Raw genomic sequence first — 21,173 nt, 5'->3', positions numbered from 1 at the left:
GACCACACCGGTGGCCGGGGCCGCGTCATCCCGGGAGCAACCGCGATCGGCGTCGCGTGCTCTCGCCGGGTGCGCTCAGAAGCGGCGGATGGCGTAGATGTCGAATTCGTCGAGCGGGGTGTAGCCCACCGGCACACCCCAGTCATAGGCGTTGAGTACCAGTCCGTTACCCGCGTAGATGCCGACGTGCGAACCGTCCTGGTTCAGCACCACCACGTCGCCGAGCGAGAGCGAGCCCCGCGGCACCGGCGCGCCCGCCTTCGCCTGCTGCCAGGTGGTCCGCGGAATGCTCACGCCGACCTGACGGTACGCCCACTGCACGAGACCCGAGCAGTCCCAGCTGAAGGGGCCGGTCCCGCCCCATTCGTAGGGCTTGCCGATCTGTGTGGTCGCCGCGGCCAGCGCGCCGACGCCGAACACACTGGGCACCGGCAGGAAGCCCGAGCCGCTGGCGGCGCTGCCGGAGTCAGCACCGGGACCGCTGCCCGAGGCCGAACCGGAGGAGGCGCTGCCCGGCCCGCTGCCGGAGGCGCTGCCGGTGTCGGCCCAGACGGGTCCGGCGAGCAGGAGGATCGTGATGGTGGAGAGCAGAAATCCGAGTGCGATGCGGTGCGTCGATTTTCTCGGCACGTACTCGCCCCTTCCATGGGCGCGGATGACTGGCCGCCGATCGGCAGCCTGGCTAATACATGGCATCAGCAGCGGCCGCCGATGTGGGGCCACCGCCACCCGCGCCGGGCGTGTTACCGACGCGGCCGAATTCCAAGTAAGACAAGCCAAAAAGAGAAACTGCCGCCCCGGATACGAGCCGGTCAACAGCAGCGACACCGCAGATTGTGCCTGGGATATCGGCGAATTGTCGGGAATCAGCAAACTCTCAGCATGTGATCTACATCACTGACTTCACCACTGATCCGCGGCGGTGAGGCCCGGAACGACGGGCACGAGAACCGCTCCGCACAGCAGCCGGGGCGGGACCCGATGGGTCCCGCCCCGGCTCGCTCGGTACTCGGCGCGCTATGCCTTGGCGAGCTTCGCGCGCACGCCGCCGACCAGATCGGCGGCCTCCGGACCCGCGTCGCCGAAGGTCAGCGTGGTGGCGAGGATCTCGCCCGCGATCAGGTCACGGTGCGCCTCGGCCCACGCGGCCCGCTCCGCCGGGACCTCCAGCACCACGGTGATGCGGTCGGAGACGTCCAGTCCGGACGACTTCCTGGTCTCCTGGAGATCGCGGATCAGGTCCCGCGCCCAGCCCTCGGCCTCCAGCTCCTCGGTGACCACCGAGTTCAGCACCACCAGACCCGCGTTCCCCGGCAGCGCCGCGGTCGACTCGGGTTCGGCCGCGACAAGGCGCTGGGTGTACTCCTCGGGCAGCAGGGCGATCCCGGCCGCGCGAACCGTGCCGTCCGCGTCCTCGGACCACTCCCCGGCCTTGACCGCCTTGATCACCGTCTGCACGTCCTTGCCGAGCCGCGGACCCGCGGCGCGGGCGTTGACCACCAGCTCGAAGCGGCCGTGCGAGTCCACGTCGGTGGTCAGGTCCACCTTCTTGACGTTGACCTCGTCGGCCACGATGTCGGCGAACGGCGCCAGCCGCTCGGCGTCGGCCGCGGCGATGGTGACCTCGGCCAGCGGCAGCCGCACCCGCAGGTTCTGTGCTTTGCGCAGGCTCAGCACCGTCGAGCACACCACCCGCACCTCGTCCATGGCGGCGACCAGCTCCGGGTCGTCCGGCAGTTCGCCCTCCTTCGGCCAGTCGGCCAGGTGCACCGAGTCGCCGCCGGTCAGTCCGCGCCAGATCACCTCGGTGATCAGCGGCAGCAACGGCGCCGCCAGCCGGGTGACCACCTCGAGCACCGTGTGCAGGGTGTCCACCGCGTCGCGATCCTCGCTCCAGAACCGCGACCGCGACCGCCGCACGTACCAGTTGGTCAGCGCGTCGGCGAACGAGCGCAGTTCCTCGCAGGCGCCCGCGATGTCGTAGACCTCCAGCGCCTCGGTGATGACGTCCCGGGTTCGCGCGAGCTTCGCCAGGATGTAGCGATCGAGCACGTGCGGCGAATCCGTGCGCCACACGCCGGGCTTCGAGGCGTACAGCTGCAGGAAGGTCCACGCGTTCCACAGCGGTCGCAGCGCGTGACTCACGCCCTCGCGGATGCCGCGCTCGGTGACGATGAGGTTGCCTCCGCGCAGGATCGGCGAACTCATCAGGAACCAGCGCATCGCGTCCGAGCCGTCCCGGTCGAACACCTCGTTGACGTCCGGGTAGTTGCCCTTGGACTTGCTCATCTTCAGGCCGTCGTCACCGAGCACGATGCCGTGCGCGGCAACGGTCTTGAACGCCGGGGAATCGAACAGAGCCGTCGACAGCACGTGCAACGTGTAGAACCAGCCGCGGGTCTGCCCGTTGTACTCGACGATGAAATCGCCCGGGAAGTGGCTGTCGAACCACTCCTTGTTCTCGAACGGGTAGTGCACCTGGGCATACGGCATCGAGCCGGACTCGAACCAGCAGTCCAGCACCTCCGGCACCCGGCGCATGGTCGACTTCCCGGTCGGATCGTCGGGATTCGGCCGGGTGAGCTCATCGATCATCGGGCGGTGCAGATCGGCCGGGCGCACGCCGAAGTCGCGCTCCAGCTCGTCCAGCGAGCCGTACACGTCGACGCGCGGGTAGGCCGGATCGTCGGACACCCACACCGGGATCGGGCTGCCCCAGTAGCGGTTGCGGCTGATGTTCCAGTCGCGCGCGCCTTCCAGCCACTTGCCGAACTGGCCGTCGCGGATGTGCTCGGGCACCCAGGTGATCTGCTTGTTGAGCTCGACCATCCGCTCGCGGAACTTGGTCACCGCGACGAACCAGGACGGCACGGCCATGTAGATCAGCGGCTGCCCGGAACGCCAGCTGTGCGGGTAGGAGTGCTCGATCGTCTCGTGCCGCAACAGCTTTCCCGCGGCCTTGAGGTCCTTGATGATCACCGGGTTCGCGTCGAACACCATGAGACCCTCGTACGGCGGAACCATCGAGGTGAACTTGCCGCCCGCGTCCAGCGGCTGCACCAGCTCGATGCCGTGCGCGGTGGCGACGTCCATGTCCTCCTCACCGAAGGCGGGCGCAAGATGCACGATGCCGGTGCCGGAGTCGGTGGTCACGTAGTCGGCGGTGAGCACCCGGTGGGCGTTGGGGTGGCCAACGAAGAAGTCGAACGGCGGCGCGTAGGACAGCTCGGCCAGCGCGGCGCCGTCGTATTCGGCGAGCACTTCCGGGTTCTCGCCGAACTCCCGCGCGTAGTGCGAAACCCGTTCGGCCGCGAGCACATAGCGTTTGCCGTCGGCGCCGCGCAGGTGCACGTAACGGACATCGGGGTGCACCGCGATCGCCAGGTTGGACGGCAGCGTCCACGGCGTCGTGGTCCAGATCAGCGCGTTGGCGCCGTCGAGTTCGTGCAGCGGATGCTCCGCGGGCACGCGCAACGCCATGTCGACGGTGACCGCCGGGTCCTGGCGCATTTTGTAGGCGTCGTCGAGGCGGGTTTCCTGATTCGACAGCGGCGTCTGCTCGTACCAGCTGTAGGGCAGCACCCGGAAACCCTGATAGATCAGACCTTTGTCGTACAGCGACTTGAATGCCCACATCACCGACTCCATGAAGTCGGTGTCCAACGTCTTGTAGTCGTTGTCGAAGTCGACCCAGCGGGCCTGGCGGGTCACGTAGTCGCGCCATTCACCGGTGTAGCGCAGTACCGACGTTTTGCAGGCCGCGTTGAATTCCGCGAGCCCCATCGCATCGATCTGTGATTTGTCCGTGATACCGAGCTGCTTTTCGGCTTCGATTTCGGCGGGCAGTCCGTGGCAGTCCCATCCGAATCGCCGATCGACCCGCTTGCCGCGCATGGTCTGGAAACGCGGGACGAGGTCTTTGACGTATCCGGTGAGCAAATGTCCGTAATGCGGCAGACCGTTGGCAAAGGGCGGGCCATCGTAGAAGACGAATTCGGCTGCGCCGGAACGGTTTTCGATGCTCGCGCGGAAGGTGTCGGCGGCCGCCCACGCGTCGAGCACGCGGCGCTCCATCTCGGGGAACGACGCCCCGTTGCCGACGCCGAGGTCGACGCGCGGGTACGCGCTGTTGCTGGAAGTGTGGTCCGCCATGGCGGATACGTCTCCTCGTGCCGTGTGTCATGGGCACGGGGACGATGACGGCGCCCGGTGCGCCGAAACCGCGGTACCACCCCGCTTGTCCGGTGTGACGAACTCCGGACCTCTCATTCGTGAGCTGTGACGGGCTCACCCGTTCGGTTCTACTGAGCGCCCGGCCCGCGGGCCGCGCCACCGTTCTTCCGAAGGCTCCCCGGTGATAGCCGGATCGACGCCGTATTCATGTTTGATTCTAGCCGCAGCGGTCAACTCATATCGGAGAGCAGGTCAGCGTTTGGCATGTCGACCAGGAGGCGGTGGGGAATCACCATCCGGACTCCGCATGGACAAAGCGCTCACCAGCAGGAGCATCGCACCGATGACGCACACCACGATGCAACCCCACGCCCAGATCACCGATCCGGTGGTGAGCGCGGCCACGAGCAGGGCGAAGCCGATCGCGGCAAGGACGAGTGTCAAGACGAGCATGGTGACCCCCAAGGCATGCCGGGCGGCTCGACAGTTCCTCTAACGGTATGCGAACTGCTGTGCTCGTGCGCGGCGTGCTACTTGCCACCCTTGGCGAAGGACGCAGGCGCGAGGTTGTTCGCCGTGTTGGCGTCCGCGAACGCTTCGCCGCCGTCGACCGGAACCGCCGAGCCACGGTTCTCCAGCTCCTCGAGCTGCGACTCCAGGTACGACTTCAACCGCACCCGGTACTCCCGCTCGAAGGTCTTGAGCTGCTCGATCCGGCTCTCCAGCACGCTGCGCTGCTGGGTGATGGTCGCCATGATCTCGGTGTGCTTGCGCTCCGCGTCCGCCTGCAACGCGTCGGCCTTCTCCTTGGCCTGACGCAGCTGGCTGTCCGATCGGGTCTGCGCGTCCGACAGCATCGCGTCCGACTTCTGGCGTGCGTCGGCGATCATCGCCTCCGACCGAGTCCTGGCGTCTCCGACCAGTCGCTCGGAATTCGCCCGGGCATTCGACAGCAAGCTCTCCGCCTCGGCCTTGGCATCGCTGGTCAGCCGATCCGCCATCTCCTGGGCGAGGCTGAGCACCTTGGCGGCCTGCAGGTTCGCGTCCGCGCCCGGAGCGTCCTTGGCCACCGGCGCGGCGGGCATCGGAGCGGGCGGCGCGGCGGGAACCGGGGGCTTGATCGGTTCCGGCGGAGGCGGCGGGGCCTGCGGAATCGGCGCTTTCACCGTGTTCGCGACGGCCGGCCCGCGGTTCTTCTTCGCGTCGGCCAGTTCCGCGTCCAGTTCGGCGACCCGCTGGCGCAGATCCGCGTTCTCCTCGATCAGGCGCGAGAGCTCCTGCTCGACGAGATCCAGGAACGCGTCGACTTCATCCTCGTTGTAGCCGCGCTTCCCGATCGGCGGTTTGCTGAACGCGACGTTGTGCACATCGGCTGGGGTCAGCGGCATGGAAGGATCCCTTCACGCGTCTTTTGGAGATCTAGCAGATCTAGCAAGCTGTCTTCTCGGCCCATTCTGTCACACCGGAGCTACCGGTTGCCCGAGCCTGCCCACGATCGACATCAGGATGAAGACGATGAAAAGCAGGACCATAATCGACAGATCCAGGCGAATTCCGCCCAGCGACACCGGGGGTATCAACCGCCTCAGCAGTTTCACCGGCGGGTCGGTGATCGTGAAGATCACCTCCAGGACGACGACCACGACACCGGTAGGACGCCAGTCTCGGGCAAAGCTACGGATGAACTCGACGATCACCCGGCTGATCAGCAACAGCCAGAAGATGAACAGTACGAAGTACAGCACCGCGAACAAGGCCACGAGTTCACTCTGCCGTAAAAATCGCTTCGCGCAAAATGACCGCGCCGCACAACGGGCGACCGGTCCGCTTCACCCCCCAGATCACGACCTTATTTCTGGTTGTAGAAGCCGGTTTCCGCGATGCGCCTGCGTTCTTCCGCTGATACGTCGACATCGGCCGGTGAGAGCAGGAACACTTTCGTCGCCACCTTGTCGAACGACCCGCGCAGCGCGAAGGCCAGACCGGCGGCGAAGTCGACCAGCCGCTTGGCGTCGGCGTTGCTCAGATCGACCAGATCCATGATCACCGGATTGCCCTCACGGAAGCGCTCGCCGATGATCCGGGCCTCGCTGTAGTCGCGCGGGCGCAGCGTGGTGATCTTGGACAAGGGGCCTCCGTCCTCGAAGATCCCGGGCCGCCGCACGGGGGCGGGCTCGGGACGCACGCGCTCCTCCAGCCTGCGCTCCTCGGCGTCGGGATCGACGGCGAGCGCGCCACGGGTGGTGCCACGCAGCGGTGGCGCGCTCCCACCCGCCCGGAAGCGGCCGGACGGTGCGGCATCGATCCGGGTGGGACGCCTGGGCGCGTCGTAGCGGTCGTCACCGTAGGGCTCGTCGGCGTAGTCGTCGCGCCGCGACACCGAGTAACCCGCCTTGTAGGGCGACTTGTAGGCGGGCTCGGGGTAGTCGACGTCGTCGAAACGGCCCGCGCCGTAGCGGTCGTCGCCGTAGCGGTCGACGTAGCCGTCGCGGTCGGAGTAGTCACGGGGCCGGGGCCGGCGAGCACCGCGCTCGTCCACGCCTCGGGGAGCGCGATCGTCGACGTAGTCGTCTTCGTAATCCTCGAGCGGAACCATGCCGAAGTACGCCTTGAACTTGTGCAGCGTGCTCATTGGTCGACCTTCCTTCGGCCCCGGTGGCGGCCGGGTGTTGAAGTCTTGCTCAGCCCTCGTCAGATCCCAGCATATGTGTCGAATGTGACTGATGAGGTTTCTTTGCTAGCCCGAGGTTATCGGTCGCATACCCATCAAGGCGGTACCGACACGCACAACCGTCGAACCGTGTTCGATCGCGCATTCCAGGTCGCCGGACATTCCCGCGGAAAGCTCTGTCGCCTCCGGATGATCAGCGAGCAACAACGTGTGCAACGTCGCAAGTCGCGCAAATGCGGCATCAGACTCCGCCCCCAAGGGCGGAATGGCCATCAGACCCGACAAACGTAATCCCGGTGCGTTCGCAATCCGTTCGGCGAGCGCGGGGAGATCCGCGGCCGCGACACCCCCTCGAGTGGGGTCGTCATCCAGGCTCACCTGGAGCAACACCCGAAGCGGTTCGGTGCGCTCTCCCGCCTCCGACGCAGCGCGGGCACCGGCGTCGAGAGCGGTTGCCAGACGTTCGCTGTCGACCGAGTGAACGGTGTGTGCCCAGCGGGCGACAGCCCTGGCTTTGTTCCGCTGCAACCGCCCGATCATGTGCCAGCGAATGCCGGAGAGGTCTTCCTCACGTAGCGCCGCCACCTTCGCCGCGGCCTCCTGCTCCCGCGACTCGCCGAACTCGCGCCTGCCGAGCCGGTGCAGGATCGCCACGTCGGCGGCCGGGAAGAATTTCGTCACCGGCAGCAGCCGCACCGAATCCGGCGCCCGGCCCGCCGCGCGGCAGGCGGCGTCGATGCGGGCGAGCAGACCCGCCAGATTGGCCGACAGCTCGGCGGTCCGGGTCGTGAGCGCGCCGTCCACCGCGGCCTTCGCCTCGGCGTTCATGCCCGGACCCCACCGACGCTGGGCTCCGGGACCACGCGGGCCTCACGCGCGCTCACGCGCCGGTCTCCATCCAGATCACACCCGCGATCCGGCCGGTCGGCGCGCCACGGCGATGACTGAACAAGGTGCGGTCCTCGATGGTGCAGCGCGGGTCGACCGCGATCGCGCCCACGCCCGCCTCGGTGAGCTGCCGGGAGATACCCGCGCGCAGATCCAGGCCGGGGGTACCGCGGACCGTGGTGGTCGCGCTGCCGGGCAGGTGTGCTTCGACGTCGGCGCGCATGGCGGCGGGAACCTCGTACTGACGGCCGGAGGCGGCGGGCCCGAGAAAAGCTCCCACCCGGTCCAGGCGCGCACCGGCCGACACCATCGCCTCTAGCACGCGCGGCACGATGCCGATGCGAGCGCCGATCCGTCCCGCGTGCACCGCGGCGATCACGCCCGCCTCGTCGTCGGACAACAGAACCGGCACGCAGTCGGCGGTGAGCACGACCAGCGCGAGTCCCGGCACGGTGGTCACGAGCGCGTCGGTGGCGGGGACCGGTTCGGCGCGGGGGCCGTCGACGATCTCCACGGTGCGGCCGTGGATCTGTTCCATCCAGACCAGGCGCTCCGGCGGCAGCCCGATGCCATCGGCCAGCCGATCGCGATTGCGCCGCACGGCCGCCGGATCGTCGCCGACGTGGTCGCCCAGATTGAACGAGTCGTAAGGTGGCGCCGAGAAGCCTCCGGCCCTGGTCGTGGTGACCCGTCGGACAGTGATGGTCGGCGCGATAGTCATGGCGACGAGCGTAGTTGCGCTCGGCGGCGGGCGTCGAAATGCCCAGGTAGAGAGCGAATATTCCCCCGGGCGGTGGCGATCGCGCCGCATCCGGCGCCCCGGCGCCCGGTCCCGCCCGGCCGGCCCCCACTCCGGCCTTCCCCCGAAATCACTGATCGACAGTCGAACTCCGGGACACCACTCCCCGTGTCCCGCCGAGACGTCCCGGCCCGGGCCGGGATCGCTCCGCGCGGTCGGTCCCGGCCTGCGCCGGAACCACACTCCAGCGCTCAGCCCCTCCGCATGAACGACGGCACGTCCACGTCGTCGTCATCGTCGCCGGCATCCGGCGGCGTGATGTGCGAGCGCGTGTTGCTCGTCACCGTCGGCTCACCCAGCGTGCGCTGCCGTTCGGTGTCCCGGTAGCTCGGCAGCGTGCCGCGGCCCGCGGCGGTCGCGCCGGAGGTAGTCGGTGTGCTGTCGCTGCCGCGCGCCGCGATCTCACTGGTGCGGCTCTGCCCGATCTCGCCCGAGCGCGCCGTGCCGATCGTGCTGCGGCCGGGATTCTCGAAGGTGCGCCGGGCCGGGCCGCCCCCGTCGAAGCCCGCCGCGATCACGGTGACTCGCACCTCGTCTCCGAGCGAATCGTCGATCACCGTGCCGAAGATGATGTTGGCCTCGATGTGCGCGGCCTCCTGCACGAGCGAGGCCGCCTCGTTGATCTCGAACAGACCGAGGTCCGATCCGCCCGCGATCGACAGCAGCACGCCGTGCGCACCGTCCATGGACGCTTCCAGCAGCGGCGAATTGATCGCCGATTCGGCCGCTTTCACCGAGCGGCCCTCGCCACGCGCCGAACCGATTCCCATCAGCGCGCTGCCCGCGCCGGACATCACGCTCTTGACGTCGGCGAAGTCGACGTTGATCAAACCGGGGGTCGTGATCAGGTCGGTGATGCCCTGCACACCGTTGAGCAGCACCTCGTCCGCGGAACGGAACGCGTCCATCAGGCTCACCGCCGCGTCGCCGAGCTGGAGCAGCCGGTCGTTCGGGATCACGATCAACGTGTCGCACGACTCGCGCAGCAGGTTGATGCCGACCTCGGCCTGGTTTCCGCGCCGCTTGCCCTCGAAGGAGAACGGACGGGTGACCACGCCGATGGTGAGCGCGCCGAGCTTGCGGGCGATCTGCGCGACGACCGGGGCGCCACCGGTGCCGGTGCCACCGCCCTCGCCCGCGGTCACGAAGACCATGTCGGCGCCCTTGAGCACCTCTTCGATCTCGTCCTTGTGGTCCTCGGCGGCCTTGCGCCCGACCTCGGGGTCCGCGCCCGCGCCGAGGCCACGGGTCAGTTCACGGCCGACGTCGAGCTTGACGTCGGCATCACTCATCAGCAGGGCCTGGGCGTCGGTGTTGACCGCGATGAACTCGACACCTTTGAGTCCTTGCTCGATCATCCGGTTGACGGCATTCACACCGCCGCCGCCGATACCGACGACCTTGATCACCGCAAGGTAGTTGTGCGGGGGCGTCATGGGCTCTCGCCTTCCTTCGATCTAAAGCCTGTCGTTTCCGGATTCTCGGCACACCGCTTTGTGGGCCCGGTCCGGAGGTCGGGTCGCTACGAAGAGCGAACCGCGGCTCGGGCAAACTCTAAAGCTCAACCATAGGGTTAGCGTTATGTCAAGTATCCGACTGTTGCGGAACGCTATTCGCAGCCGACGCGATACGCGCGCAGGCGCGCCGAAACGAGAGCCAGAATCTTGCGTGATCCCGCTCGTCTCGCCGCTCCACACGTCGTATGGTGAACGGTTGCCCCCCGGCCCCCTTCTCGGCGCCGGAACCACTTCCGGACCGCTGAAAATTACCTGGGCGCAATGGGTGTGGATCACTTTACCGTGACCAGATTGGGACTCGACACATCGAACACCGTTCCGGGGCGCGTCAACAACGGCAACACCACCGCCGCCTTTCGCTCGGCGTCGTTGCTCCCGCCCCAGAGTACCGTGCGGCCGTCCTTCAGATTCAGCGAAATATCCGAAATAGACCGGGCCGCAACCTCGCTCACCTGAACTGCCAGCGCAGGCGGCACGATGGCGAGTATCGCGACCGCCGCCGCGGTCACCGGATCGGCGACGCCGGGATGAGCGGTGACCAACTTCGGCACGCCGATCGGCGCGGGCTCGACCGCGAATTCGACGCCGTCGGCGTCCAGTAGATGCGCGCCTTGCGGGCTGTCGTAGTACAACACCGCGGCGCGCTCGACCACGGTCACTCGGACGGTGGACGGAAATATCCGTTGCACCCGCGCCGAGCGCACCTTCGGAATGCTCACCACCCGCCGGGCGACGGCATTGGTGTCGATTCGCAGCATCGAGCGGCCGGAGGGAATTTCGAGCAGATCCCGCACCTGTTGCTCGGGGACCGCCACCGCCCCCTCGATCCGCACGGTGCGTACCGAGAGCGCCGGGGTGAACCAGGCGATGACACACAGCACTGCAAGAACGCACACGCTCAGCAATCCCCACAGGCGAATCCGGCGCCATTCGATCTCGCCGAACCGATCACCCGCGCGACGCCCGGCCGCGCGCGCCGAGTCGACCCCGCGCACGCCGGGTCACCGTCCGTGCTGGGGACGCGCCCGTAATCCGTCGAGAATCTGGCTGCCCAGCATCGTGACGTCACCGGCGCCCATCGTGATCACCACGTCGCCCGGCAACGCCAGCCCCGCGACCTGGCGCCCGACCCGGGACATATCCGGCTGGTAGTGCACCGGTTTCGTCACCGACTGCGCGACCAGCGCACCGTTCACGCCGGGCAGCGGCTTCTCCCGCGCGCCGTAGACGTCGAGCACGACGACCTCGTCGGCCAGGCTGAGCGCGGCACCGAAGTCCTGCGCGAAGGTCGCGGTCCGGCTGTAGAGATGCGGCTGGAAGACCACGATCACCCGGCCCTGCCTGGACCGGGCGCCGTCGCGCGCCTCCTGCTGGACCAGTTCGGCGGCGGCGCCGAGCACCGCGCGCACCTCGGTGGGGTGATGGGCGTAGTCGTCGAACACCCGCACGCCGTTCTCCCGCCCGGCGAACTGGAACCGGCGATGCACACCCCCGAACCCCTCCAGGCCCTGGACGATCTCCCCCACCTCGGCGCCGGCGGCCCGGGCGGCGAGCAGGGCGCCGAGCGCGTTGAGCGCCATGTGCCTGCCCGGCACCGCCAGGCGCAGCGCGCGCGGCGCGGCCTCGTCGGCGAGCTGGAACTGCGCGATGCCGCCGACGTCGCGCGGCTCCCAGCTGTGCAGCCGGGCGCCCACCGGAACCGGCGCGTCCACGAGGTCGCCGGAGCCGTAGCCGAGGACCTGGACGTTCCGCTCGGCCAAGCGCTCGCCGACCCGCTCGGCCAGCGCCCGCGAGCCGGGATCGTCCAGGCACACCACCAGCAGGCCGCCCGCGGCGAGCCGGTCGGCGAAGTCGTCGAAGACCTGGACATAGGCCTCGTCGGAGCCGAAGAAGTCCAGGTGATCGGACTCGATGTTGGTGACCACGGCGACGTCCGGGTCGTATTGCAGCAGCGAGCCGTCGCTCTCGTCGGCCTCGGCCACGAAGATGTCGCCGGTGCCGTGGTGGGCGTTGGTGCCCGCCTCGTTCAGCTCACCGCCCACCGCGAACGACGGATCGACCCCGCAGTGCTGCAACGACACGATGAGCATCGAGGTGGTGGAGGTCTTGCCGTGCGTGCCGGAGACGAGCAGGGTGCGATGCCCTCGCATCAGCGAGGCCAGCACGGTGGGGCGCAGCAGCACCGGGATCTCGCGCCGGTTGGCCTCGACCAGTTCCGGATTGGTCTTCGGGATGGCCGCGTACGTGGTGACCACGGCGGTCGGGCCGCCGGGTAGCAGGTCCAAGGCGGTGGCGTCGTGCCCGATCCGCACCTGCGCGCCGCGCGCGCGCAGCGCGAGCACGCCACGGCTCTCCTTGGCGTCCGATCCCGACACCGCGCCGCCGCGGGCGAGCAGGATCCGTGCGATGCCGGACATCCCGGCCCCGCCGATGCCGACCATGTGCACGCGTTCCAGTTCCGGGGGCAGCCCTGCGCGTTCGGTGACGGCGTCCGGCGTGGCCTGATCGGCGGTGGTGTCGCTCATCGGCGCGCCACCTCCATCGCGATCCGCGCCACCTCGTCGGCGGCGTCGCGGTGCCCGGCGCCTGCGGCGGCACGGCCCATCTCGATCAGCCGTGCGGGGTCCATGAGCAGCGGAATCACCTCATCGATCACGTACTTCGGCGTCAACTCGGAATCGGGGACAATTCTGCCACCGCCCTGGCGCACCACGGGCCGGGCGTTGAGCTCCTGCTCCCCGTTGCCATGCGGCAGCGGCACGTAGAACGCGGGCAGCCCCACCGCGGAGACCTCCGCGACGGTCATCGCGCCCGATCGGCAGACCACCGCGTCGGCGGCGGCGTAGGCGAGGTCCATCCGGGACAGGTACGGCACCGCCGCGTACCGGACACCGTCCGCACCGGCCGAATCGTCCACTTCCAGCGTGTTCTTGGGGCCGTGCGCGTGCAGCACCGAGATACCCGCGGCGGCGAGCTGGGGCGCGGCGCCGGAGACCGCCTCGTTCAGGGTTCGCGCGCCCTGCGAACCGCCGAAGACCAGCAGCACCGGTCCTTCGGCCGGCAGGCCGAAGTGCGCCCGCGCCTCGGCTCGCAATGCGGCGCGGTCCAATCCGGTGATCGATTCCCGCACGGGGATGCCCACCACGCGCGCGTTCGGCAGACCCGAGTCCGGGACCGCCGCCAGCACCCGCGCGGCGCGGCGGGCGCCGACCTTGTTCGCGATACCGGCCTTGGCGTTCGCCTCGTGCACCACCACCGGAACCGGCCGCCTGCGGCGCAGCACGCCCGCGCCCGCGGCGAGATAGGCCGGCAGCGCCACGTAGCCGCCGAATCCGATGATCACGTCGGCCTCGACCGCGTCGATGACCGCCCGGGTCGCGGCCACCGAGGCGCGTACCCGGCCGGGCAACCGCAGCAGATCGGCGGTGGGTTTACGCGGCAGCGGGACCGGAGGGATGAGCTCGAGCGGATAGCCGCGTTCGGGGACCAAGCGGGTCTCCAGCCCGCGTTCGGTGCCCAGTGCCGTCACCCGGATCGAATCGTCGAGCCGCCGCAACGCGTCCGCCACCGCCAGTGCCGGTTCGATGTGGCCCGCCGTGCCGCCGCCCGCGACGATTACCGAGATCACCTAGATCTTCCCCGTTCTCTTGCGTGATTGACCGGATAACTGGGTTCCCAAGCCCTGGTGGCGCGCGCCGAGCTGGTGCCGCGGCTCTCCGGCGAGCGGCGCCGCGGCGGTTCCGCGCTGTACCGCCCGCCCCGCCCTCGCGGAAGCGCGGACGGTCCGCGGTCGGCCTGCCTGGGCGCCCGGCCGCGGCGGGCCGAACTCGCCCGGGCCGGTGCGTACACCTCGGGTTTGGGCAACCGCAACAGCCTACTGAAACGACCGTCCTGTCCGGCGTGCAGCGCCGCGACGGCCTCCGGCTCGTGTCGAGCGGCGTTGGCGATGAGCCCGAACATGAGCAAGGTGATCGCGAGCGATGAGCCACCGGCCGACACCAGCGGCAGCTGCAGTCCGGTGACCGGCAGCAGTCCCACCACGTACCCGATATTGATCATGGCTTGCCCGGCGATCCACGTCGTGGCGGCGGCGGTCAGCAGTTGCAGGAACGGATCCGCCGACCGGCTGGCGATGCGCAGGCCGGTGTAGACGAACAAGGCGAACAGTCCGAGCACCAGCGCGCAGCCGAGGAAGCCCAGTTCCTCGCCGATGATCGCGAAGATGAAGTCGTTGTGCGCGTTCGGCAAGTAGCTCCACTTGGCCCGGCTCTGCCCAAGTCCTCTGCCCCAGATCCCCCCGTCGGCCAGGGAATACAGCGCTTGCCGGGCTTGGTAATTGTCGCCTTGCGGATCGGAACCCGGATTGAAGAAGGACCGGACCCGATTCGACCGGTATCCGGCGGACATCGCGAGCACGCCCGCGGCCACGACGCCGGAGACCGCGATCGTCACGAACAACCGGACCGGTAGGCCGCCGAACCACAGCAGGGCGCCGAGGATGATCCCGACCGCGACTGTGGTGCTGAGGTTCGGCTGGACCACGATCAGCAGGCACACCAGCACACCCGCCGGGACGAGCGGTACCAGGATGTCGCGCAGGCCCGAACCGATCGCGCGCCGGGAGACCAGCAGGTGAGCGCCCCAGACGATCAGCGTCACCTTCACGACTTCGGACGGCTGCACCGAGACCGGGCCGAGGATCAGCCACCGGCGGGCGCCCTGCACGCGGGTGCCGATACCGGGGACGAGAACGAGCACCAGCGCCAGCACCGACATCGCGAACAGCGGGAACGACGCTTGGCGTAACAGGCGCAGCGGAACCCGCAGGGCCAGATAGAACAGGACGGCGCCGATCGCCGCGAACAGGGTCTGCTGGATGAACAGCGAGTACGCCGACCCGCCTTCCGCGTATTCCACGACTCCGGACGCCGACAGGACCATGACGAGTCCCAGGGCGGTCAGCAGCGTCGCGATGGTAACGACGAGGTGAAACGACGCGAGGGGACGTGCCAGCCACGCCGCCGGCCCCATACCCGATGCCCGGCTCCGCTGTGGCTGCGCGCCTGTCTTCTGGGTACCCGCTTTCGCTGTCGACCGCGTGCCGTTACCTTTACGCACCATGCGCCCCCCGGTTCACCCTCGGTCGTAACCGGAGCGGCGTCGGGATATTCAGGCGCCGAAAGCGATGCTGCGGTGGCCCCGCTGGTCCGCGACGGTGGTTCGACCGACCGGAGTGGGCGTCCGGATCACACCCGCCCCGGTCGGCGGTCACCGCAAACCTCCGATGTCGGTGGTTCCCAGGTCACGTTCTTCCAGGGTGTGCACCGCCGCGGCGAAGCTGCGACCCCGGTGGGTGTAATCGGCGAACATGTCCAGCGACGCGGCGGCCGGAGCCAGCAGCACGGTGTCGCCGCGGCGGGCGAACCCGGCGGCCGCTCGCACCGCGCGCGCCATGACGGCGTCGGCCGCGGCGGTTCTCGACGCTTCGTCACCCATCCCTGCATCGTCTCCCGCGATCAGCTCGACCACCGGGACCTCGGGCGCGTGTCGCGCCAACGCGGCCGCGATCACCGGCGCGTCGGTGCCGATCAGCACGGCCGCGACCAGGCGGTCGGCGACCTCCTCGACGAGGTCCTCGACGTGCGCGCCCTTCAGCTGGCCGCCTGCCACCCAGACCACCTGCGGATGCGCCAGGATCGAGCAGCGCGCGGCATGCGGATTGGTGGCCTTCGAGTCGTCGACGAACTCGACGCCGGCCAGCTCGCGCACGAACGCGGCACGGTGCGGGCCGACCTTGTGCTCGATCAAGCCTTCCCGGACGAACTGCGGCGCGATGTCGATCGCCCTGGTCAGCGCGGAGGCGGCGAGTGCGTCGGCGACGCCGGCGGGACCGGGCGGGCTGATGTCGCCCACCTCGGCCAGGATCGCGGCCTTGGTGAACGCGCGGTCGAGCAGCTTGCCGTCCACCACGCCCAGTTCGCCGTCGGCGGGCACCCCGACCCGGAAACCAACGGTCCGGCGCGCCTTGGACTTGCGAGCGAGCGAGGCCGCGACCGGATCGTCCAGGCCGACCACACCGACCCGGCCGACCAGCGCCCTGGCCTTGGCGGCGGCGTAGGCGTCCAGGCCGCCGTGCCAATCCAGGTGATCCTCGGCCACGTTGAGCACCACGCCCGCCTCCGGGCGCACCGACGGCGCCCAGTGCAGCTGGAACGACGAAAGCTCGACCGCGAGCACCTGCGGACCGGGGTTGCGCCGCAACGCGTCCAGGATGGGAAGGCCGATGTTGCCGCAGGCGACGCTGGCGATACCGGCGGCGCGCAGGATGGAATGGGTCATCTGGGTCGTGGTGGTCTTGCCGTTGGTGCCGGTGACGACCAGCCATTTGCGCACCGGGCCGTAGATTCTGGCCTGATCGACCCACCAGGCGAACTCCACGTCACCCCACACCGGCGTGCCCTCGGACACGGCGGAGGCCAGCACCGGCGAGTCCGGCCGCCAGCCCGGGCTGGTGATCACCAGCGCGAACCGGCTCCAGTCGGTGTTCTCCAGCTCCGCGGCGGTGGCCACGTCCAGCCCGAGCCCGGCCGCCTCGGCCAAGGCGGCGGCACCGCCGTCGGTGACCACCGGGCGCGCGCCGATGTCGCGCAACGGTTCGACCAGCGAGCGTCCCGAGACTCCCCAGCCCGCGACCAGGACGTCACGGCCGCGTAGGAATTCCAGCATGGGCCCGGGTGAGCGCAGGGCCCGCGGAGAATGTTCGACCATCTCGTTCACCCGACCGCGGAGAGGTATTCGCTGTAGAACAGCCCGAGCCCGACGGCGGAGGCCATCGCGGCCAGGAGCCAGAACCTGATGATCACCGTCGTCTCGGCCCATTTGCTGAGTTCGAAGTGATGGTGGAACGGCGCCATCTTGAACAACCGGTTGCGCGTCGTGCGGAAGACCGCGACCTGCAACACCACCGAGGCGGTCTCGGCGACGAACAGCGCGCCGATCACGATCATGAGCAGCTCGGTGCGGGTGGTGATGGACAAGCCCGCAAGCAGGCCGCCGAGCGCGAGCGAACCGGTGTCGCCCATGAAGATCTTGGCGGGGGCGGCGTTCCACCACAGGAAGCCGACGCACGCCGCCGCGCCCGCGGCGCAGACCAGGGCGAGGTCCAGCGGATCGCGCACGTTGTAGCAGCCGGTCTCGGGCTTGGTCTCGCAGGCGTGGTAGTACTGCCAGAACGTGATGATCACGTACCCGCCCAGCACCAGGCTCATCGAGCCGGCGGCCAGCCCGTCGAGTCCGTCGGTGAGGTTCACCGCGTTCGACCAGGCGACGACCACGAAGCAGACGAAGACCAGGAACACGACCACGCCCATGGTCACCGTGCTGATGTCGCGCACGTAGGACAGGTGCCTGCTGGCTGGGGTCAGCCCGCTCCCGCCGCGGAACTGCAAGGCGAGAATGCCGAAGATCACGGCCGCGGACAGCTGGCCGAGATACTTGCCCGCCGCGGTCAGACCCAGGTTGCGTTGCTTGCGGATCTTGATGAAGTCGTCGACGAAGCCCACCGCGCCGAGCGCCGTGGCCAGGCCGAGCACCAGCAGCGCCGACGCCGACGGCCCATCGGCGTCGTAGCCGATGCCGATCAGGTGGGAGCCGAGGTAACCGGCCCACATGCCGACCAGGATGGCGACGCCGCCCATCGTCGGGGTGCCGCGCTTGGCCTGGTGGCTGGCGGGACCGTCGACCCGGATCTCCTGCCCGAAGCCCTGCTTGGCGAACAAGCGGATGAGCAGCGGCGTCAGCAGGATCGAGACCGTCAGCGCGATCGCCGCGGCGAAGAGAATCTGTCTCATCCTGCTGCCTCCGTGTCCTGTCCCGCCCCGTTGTTCGCCGCGCCGCCGCGTGCGGTCACAGCGTCCGGGTCGGTCAGATGCTCGGCGACCTCCCAGAGGCCGCCCGACTTCGATGCCTTGACCAGCACCACGTCGCCGGGGGCGACTTCCTTGTCCAGCAGTGCGATCGCCGCCTCGATGTCGGGTACGAGGATCGATTCCTCACCCCAGGACCCTTCCATCACCGCGCCTTGGTGCAGCGCGCGGGCGGGCCTTCCGGTGCCGACGACGACCACCCGGCTGACATCCAGCCGCACCGCGAGCCGTCCGATGGCATCGTGCTCGATCACGGATTCCTCGCCGAGCTCGGCCATCTCGCCGAGCACCGCCCAGCTGCGCCGCGGCGTGTCAGCGGCGCGGGCCATGCTCACCAGCGCTTTGAGCGCGGCGCGGACCGAATCCGGATTGGCGTTGTAGGAGTCGTTGACCACCGTGATCCCGTCCGCGGTGGTCCGCACGTCCATCCGGCGGGCGGACGCGGCGCGCGCACCGGACAGCGCCGCGGTGACGGTGTCGAGGTCCGCGCCGCATTCCAGCGCGACCGCGATCGCCGACAGCGCGTTTCCCACTTGGTGCTCGCCGTGCACGGCCAGGCGCACCGGGGCGCTGCCCACGGGCGTGTGCACGGTGAACTCGGCCCTGGCCTGGTCGTCGAGCCGGATGTCGGTGGCCCGCACCTCGGCGTTCGCGGCCCGGCCGACGGTCACCACCCGCGCCGACGTTCGCGAGGCCATCGCGGCGACCTGTGGGTCGTCGGCGTTGAGCACGGCGAGCCCGGTCGGCGGCAACGCCTCGACCAGCTCACCCTTGGTCTTCGCGATCGCCTCGCGGCTGCCGAACTCACCCAGATGCGCGGTGCCGACATTGAGCACCACCCCGATGCTCGGTGGCGCCACCTCGGCCAGCGCGGCGATGTGCCCCGGCCCGCGCGCGGACAGCTCGAGCACCAGGAAACGGGTGCCCGCATCGGCGCGCAACGCGGTCCACGGGTGGCCGAGTTCGTTGTTGAACGAACCCGGCGGTGCCACCACCGTGCCCAGCGGCGCCAGGACGGCGGCCAGCAGGTCCTTGGTGGAGGTCTTGCCGGACGAGCCGGTGACGCCCACGACGGTGAGTCCGCCCTCGGCGGCCAGACGCGACACGCTGGCGCGGGCCAGCGCGGCGAGGGCGGTCAGCACGGCGGCGCCGGAACCATCCGAATCATGGCTGAGCGCAACCGAACTCGACGGCACGGCGCCGCGGGCGGGTGTGACGACGATGGCAGGCACGCCCACCGGCCGCGCCGCGAGCACCGCCACTGCGCCCGCGGCGATCGCCGCCTCCGCGTAGTCGTGGCCGTCGGAGCGCTCGCCCGGCAGCGCCAGGAACAGATCACCGGAACCGATTCGACGCGAATCGAATTCGACCGCACCGGTCACTCGCACCTCCGGGTCTGCGACGTCGTGCAGCGTGCCGCCGACGACGTCCGCGATGTCCCGCAGTGTCATCTCGATCATGAAACCGTCAAGTCCTCCGCGTGGTTTCCTTGCGGACTGCGTCTTTCCAAGACGGCCGCGAGTACATCGCGGTCGTCGAACGGGTGCTTCACGCCCTGGATCTCCTGCCCTGCCTCATGTCCCTTGCCCGCGATCAGCACCGCGTCACCGGGGCGCGCCCATGCCACCGCGGCCGCGATCGCTTCCGCCCGGTCACCGATCTCCCGCACCTCGCCGCGTTCGGCCGCCGGGACCTCCAGCGCACCCGAGCGCACGGCGGCGCGGATGGCCGCCGGGTCCTCGGTGCGCGGGTTGTCGTCGGTGACGATCAGTAGGTCGGCGCCACGCGCGCCCGCGGCGCCCATCAGCGGCCGCTTCGCCGCGTCTCGATCGCCGCCCGCGCCGACCACCACCGCAAGCCGTCCCGCGGTATCCGCCGCGAGATGCCCGCGCAGCGTGGCGATCACGGACTCCAGCGCCGCGGGCTTGTGCGCGTAGTCGACGATCGCCAGGAAGTCCTGCCCGCGCTCCACCCGCTGCATCCGGCCGGGCACGTCCACGGTCGCCAACGCGGGCGCCGCGACCGACGGCTCGACGCCCGCCGCGGCGCACACCGCCACCGCGAGCAGGCCGTTGGCGACGTTGTAGTGGCCGGGAAGCCGCAGACGCACGGGAATTTCCCCGTGCGGACCCGCCGCGGTGAAGTCTTGTTCGCCGCCGTGCGCCGACACCGCCCCGGTGACGCTCCAGGCGGCGGTGCGGGTGGTCGACACGGTGACGGGGTTCGCCAGACCGGCGGCCAGCCGTCGCCCCCACTCGTCGTCCACGCAGACCACGGCGGTGCGCGCCGCGACCGGCGAATCCGGTTCGAACAGCTTGCGTTTGGCGGCGAAGTAGTCTTCGAAGTCGGCGTGGAAGTCGAGGTGGTCCTGGGACAGGTTGGTGAACGCGCCCACCGCGAAACGCACCCCGTCCACCCGGCCCAGCGTCAGCGCGTGGCTGGACACCTCCATCACCACCGCGTCCACGCCCTGCTCGACCATCAGCGCGAACATCGCGTGCAACTGCGGCGCCTCGGGGGTGGTCAGCGCGCTGGGTACCCGCCTGCCGCCGATCCTGGTCTCGATGGTGCCGATCAGCGCGGTGGACAGCCCCGCGGCGGCCAGACCCGCCTCCACCAGATAGGAGGTGGTGGTCTTGCCCGAGGTCCCGGTGATCCCGACGATGCGCAACCGCTCGGACGGATTGCGGTAGATCGTCGCCGACAGCTCGCCGAGTACCGCCCTGGGGTTCTCCCGCACCAGCACCGGCACCCCGAGCGGCCCGGCCAGCTCAGCGCCCGCCGCGTCGGTCAGCACCGCGACCGCGCCCTGGGCGACCGCGTCCCGCGCGAAACGCGCGCCGTGCGCGCGGGCGCCGGGCAGCGCGGCGAACAGGTCACCGGGGAGCACCGCATCCGAGCGCTGCTCGATGCCGGTGACCGATACGCCGTGTACAGCCGATTCTGGGCTCGTCGCGGCCCCGATGACGGCGGCCAGCGACGCCAGCGGCGTTGACGGCGAATGCTCTGGCCGCAATGCGCGCGGTTGACCGGACTGCACAGAAACCAGGCTCCTTTCGGGGGCGGTGATCGACGTGTCAGGTTACCGGCGACCGGTCACGGCGGGACCATGCGCCCCATCGCAAACCCGGGGAGGTCGCCCACCGCACCCTACGGGTTCGCCCACCCGGTCCGGACCGCACCACGCGGCGCCCGGACGC

At 69.6% G+C, this 21,173-nt stretch carries 17 protein-coding genes; all 17 read right to left on the bottom strand.

Annotated elements, in window-relative coordinates; genetic code table 11:
• Positions 1 to 75: 75 nt before the first annotated feature.
• A complete protein-coding gene (locus ABZ803_RS22650) occupies positions 76 to 696 on the bottom strand; it encodes an NlpC/P60 family protein (RefSeq protein WP_357041996.1) in 621 nt (206 codons plus the stop codon).
• Between the two features lie 321 nt (positions 697 to 1,017).
• Entirely contained in the window at positions 1,018 to 4,152 is a 3,135-nt protein-coding gene (gene ileS / locus ABZ803_RS22645; RefSeq protein WP_357041462.1) for an isoleucine--tRNA ligase, read from the bottom strand.
• Between the two features lie 273 nt (positions 4,153 to 4,425).
• On the bottom strand, positions 4,426 to 4,626 hold the full coding sequence (locus ABZ803_RS22640; protein WP_084488747.1) for a hypothetical protein: 201 nt from the start codon (positions 4,624 to 4,626) through the stop codon (positions 4,426 to 4,428).
• 77 nt (positions 4,627 to 4,703) lie between these two features.
• Positions 4,704 to 5,561 carry a DivIVA domain-containing protein gene (locus tag ABZ803_RS22635; RefSeq protein ID WP_063053722.1) on the bottom strand — a complete coding sequence of 286 codons (858 nt, stop codon included), beginning with the start codon at positions 5,559 to 5,561 and terminating at the stop codon, positions 4,704 to 4,706.
• A gap of 69 nt (positions 5,562 to 5,630) precedes the next feature.
• On the bottom strand, positions 5,631 to 5,933 hold the full coding sequence (locus ABZ803_RS22630) for a YggT family protein (protein ID WP_039797136.1): 303 nt from the start codon (positions 5,931 to 5,933) through the stop codon (positions 5,631 to 5,633).
• 89 nt (positions 5,934 to 6,022) lie between these two features.
• On the bottom strand, positions 6,023 to 6,805 hold the full coding sequence (locus tag ABZ803_RS22625) for a cell division protein SepF (protein ID WP_040865945.1): 783 nt from the start codon (positions 6,803 to 6,805) through the stop codon (positions 6,023 to 6,025).
• 105 nt (positions 6,806 to 6,910) lie between these two features.
• Positions 6,911 to 7,672, bottom strand: coding sequence for a YggS family pyridoxal phosphate-dependent enzyme (locus ABZ803_RS22620; RefSeq protein ID WP_357041457.1), 762 nt, complete (start codon positions 7,670 to 7,672; stop codon positions 6,911 to 6,913).
• Positions 7,673 to 7,724: 52 nt separating this feature from the next.
• Positions 7,725 to 8,453 (bottom strand): peptidoglycan editing factor PgeF, encoded by a 729-nt coding sequence (gene pgeF / locus ABZ803_RS22615; RefSeq protein ID WP_063053720.1) that lies wholly within the window; start codon positions 8,451 to 8,453, stop codon positions 7,725 to 7,727.
• Positions 8,454 to 8,722: 269 nt separating this feature from the next.
• Complete coding sequence (ftsZ, locus tag ABZ803_RS22610; RefSeq protein WP_357041454.1) at positions 8,723 to 9,967, bottom strand: cell division protein FtsZ; 1,245 nt, start codon at positions 9,965 to 9,967, stop codon at positions 8,723 to 8,725.
• Positions 9,968 to 10,320: 353 nt separating this feature from the next.
• Positions 10,321 to 10,962 (bottom strand): FtsQ-type POTRA domain-containing protein, encoded by a 642-nt coding sequence (locus tag ABZ803_RS22605; protein WP_357041993.1) that lies wholly within the window; start codon positions 10,960 to 10,962, stop codon positions 10,321 to 10,323.
• Positions 10,963 to 11,049: 87 nt separating this feature from the next.
• Entirely contained in the window at positions 11,050 to 12,573 is a 1,524-nt protein-coding gene (gene murC / locus ABZ803_RS22600) for a UDP-N-acetylmuramate--L-alanine ligase (protein WP_357041451.1), read from the bottom strand.
• A complete protein-coding gene (gene murG / locus ABZ803_RS22595; protein WP_357041448.1) occupies positions 12,570 to 13,676 on the bottom strand; it encodes an undecaprenyldiphospho-muramoylpentapeptide beta-N-acetylglucosaminyltransferase in 1,107 nt (368 codons plus the stop codon). The genes murC and murG overlap by 4 nt, the downstream gene beginning before the upstream one ends.
• Positions 13,673 to 15,079: a putative lipid II flippase FtsW gene (gene ftsW / locus ABZ803_RS22590; RefSeq protein WP_040865940.1), complete on the bottom strand. Its 1,407-nt coding sequence runs from the start codon at positions 15,077 to 15,079 to the stop codon at positions 13,673 to 13,675. Before ftsW ends, murG begins: the two co-directional genes overlap by 4 nt.
• 237 nt (positions 15,080 to 15,316) lie before the next feature.
• The gene (gene murD, locus ABZ803_RS22585) at positions 15,317 to 16,774 is read right to left on the bottom strand and encodes a UDP-N-acetylmuramoyl-L-alanine--D-glutamate ligase (protein ID WP_357041990.1); all 1,458 of its coding nucleotides are present in this window, start codon (positions 16,772 to 16,774) and stop codon (positions 15,317 to 15,319) included.
• A 47-nt stretch (positions 16,775 to 16,821) separates the two neighbouring features.
• Positions 16,822 to 17,898 carry a phospho-N-acetylmuramoyl-pentapeptide-transferase gene (mraY, locus tag ABZ803_RS22580; protein ID WP_062977371.1) on the bottom strand — a complete coding sequence of 359 codons (1,077 nt, stop codon included), beginning with the start codon at positions 17,896 to 17,898 and terminating at the stop codon, positions 16,822 to 16,824.
• On the bottom strand, positions 17,895 to 19,433 hold the full coding sequence (gene murF, locus ABZ803_RS22575; RefSeq protein ID WP_357041443.1) for a UDP-N-acetylmuramoyl-tripeptide--D-alanyl-D-alanine ligase: 1,539 nt from the start codon (positions 19,431 to 19,433) through the stop codon (positions 17,895 to 17,897). Before murF ends, mraY begins: the two co-directional genes overlap by 4 nt.
• Positions 19,430 to 21,013, bottom strand: coding sequence for a UDP-N-acetylmuramoyl-L-alanyl-D-glutamate--2,6-diaminopimelate ligase (locus tag ABZ803_RS22570; protein WP_357041440.1), 1,584 nt, complete (start codon positions 21,011 to 21,013; stop codon positions 19,430 to 19,432). The genes murF and ABZ803_RS22570 overlap by 4 nt, the downstream gene beginning before the upstream one ends.
• Positions 21,014 to 21,173: the final 160 nt, after the last annotated feature.

It is taken from the genome of Nocardia sp. NPDC047648 (assembly GCF_040642815.1).
GTDB classification, from domain to species: domain Bacteria; phylum Actinomycetota; class Actinomycetes; order Mycobacteriales; family Mycobacteriaceae; genus Nocardia; species Nocardia gamkensis.
This window is presented reverse-complemented; position numbering and strand designations above follow the sequence as displayed.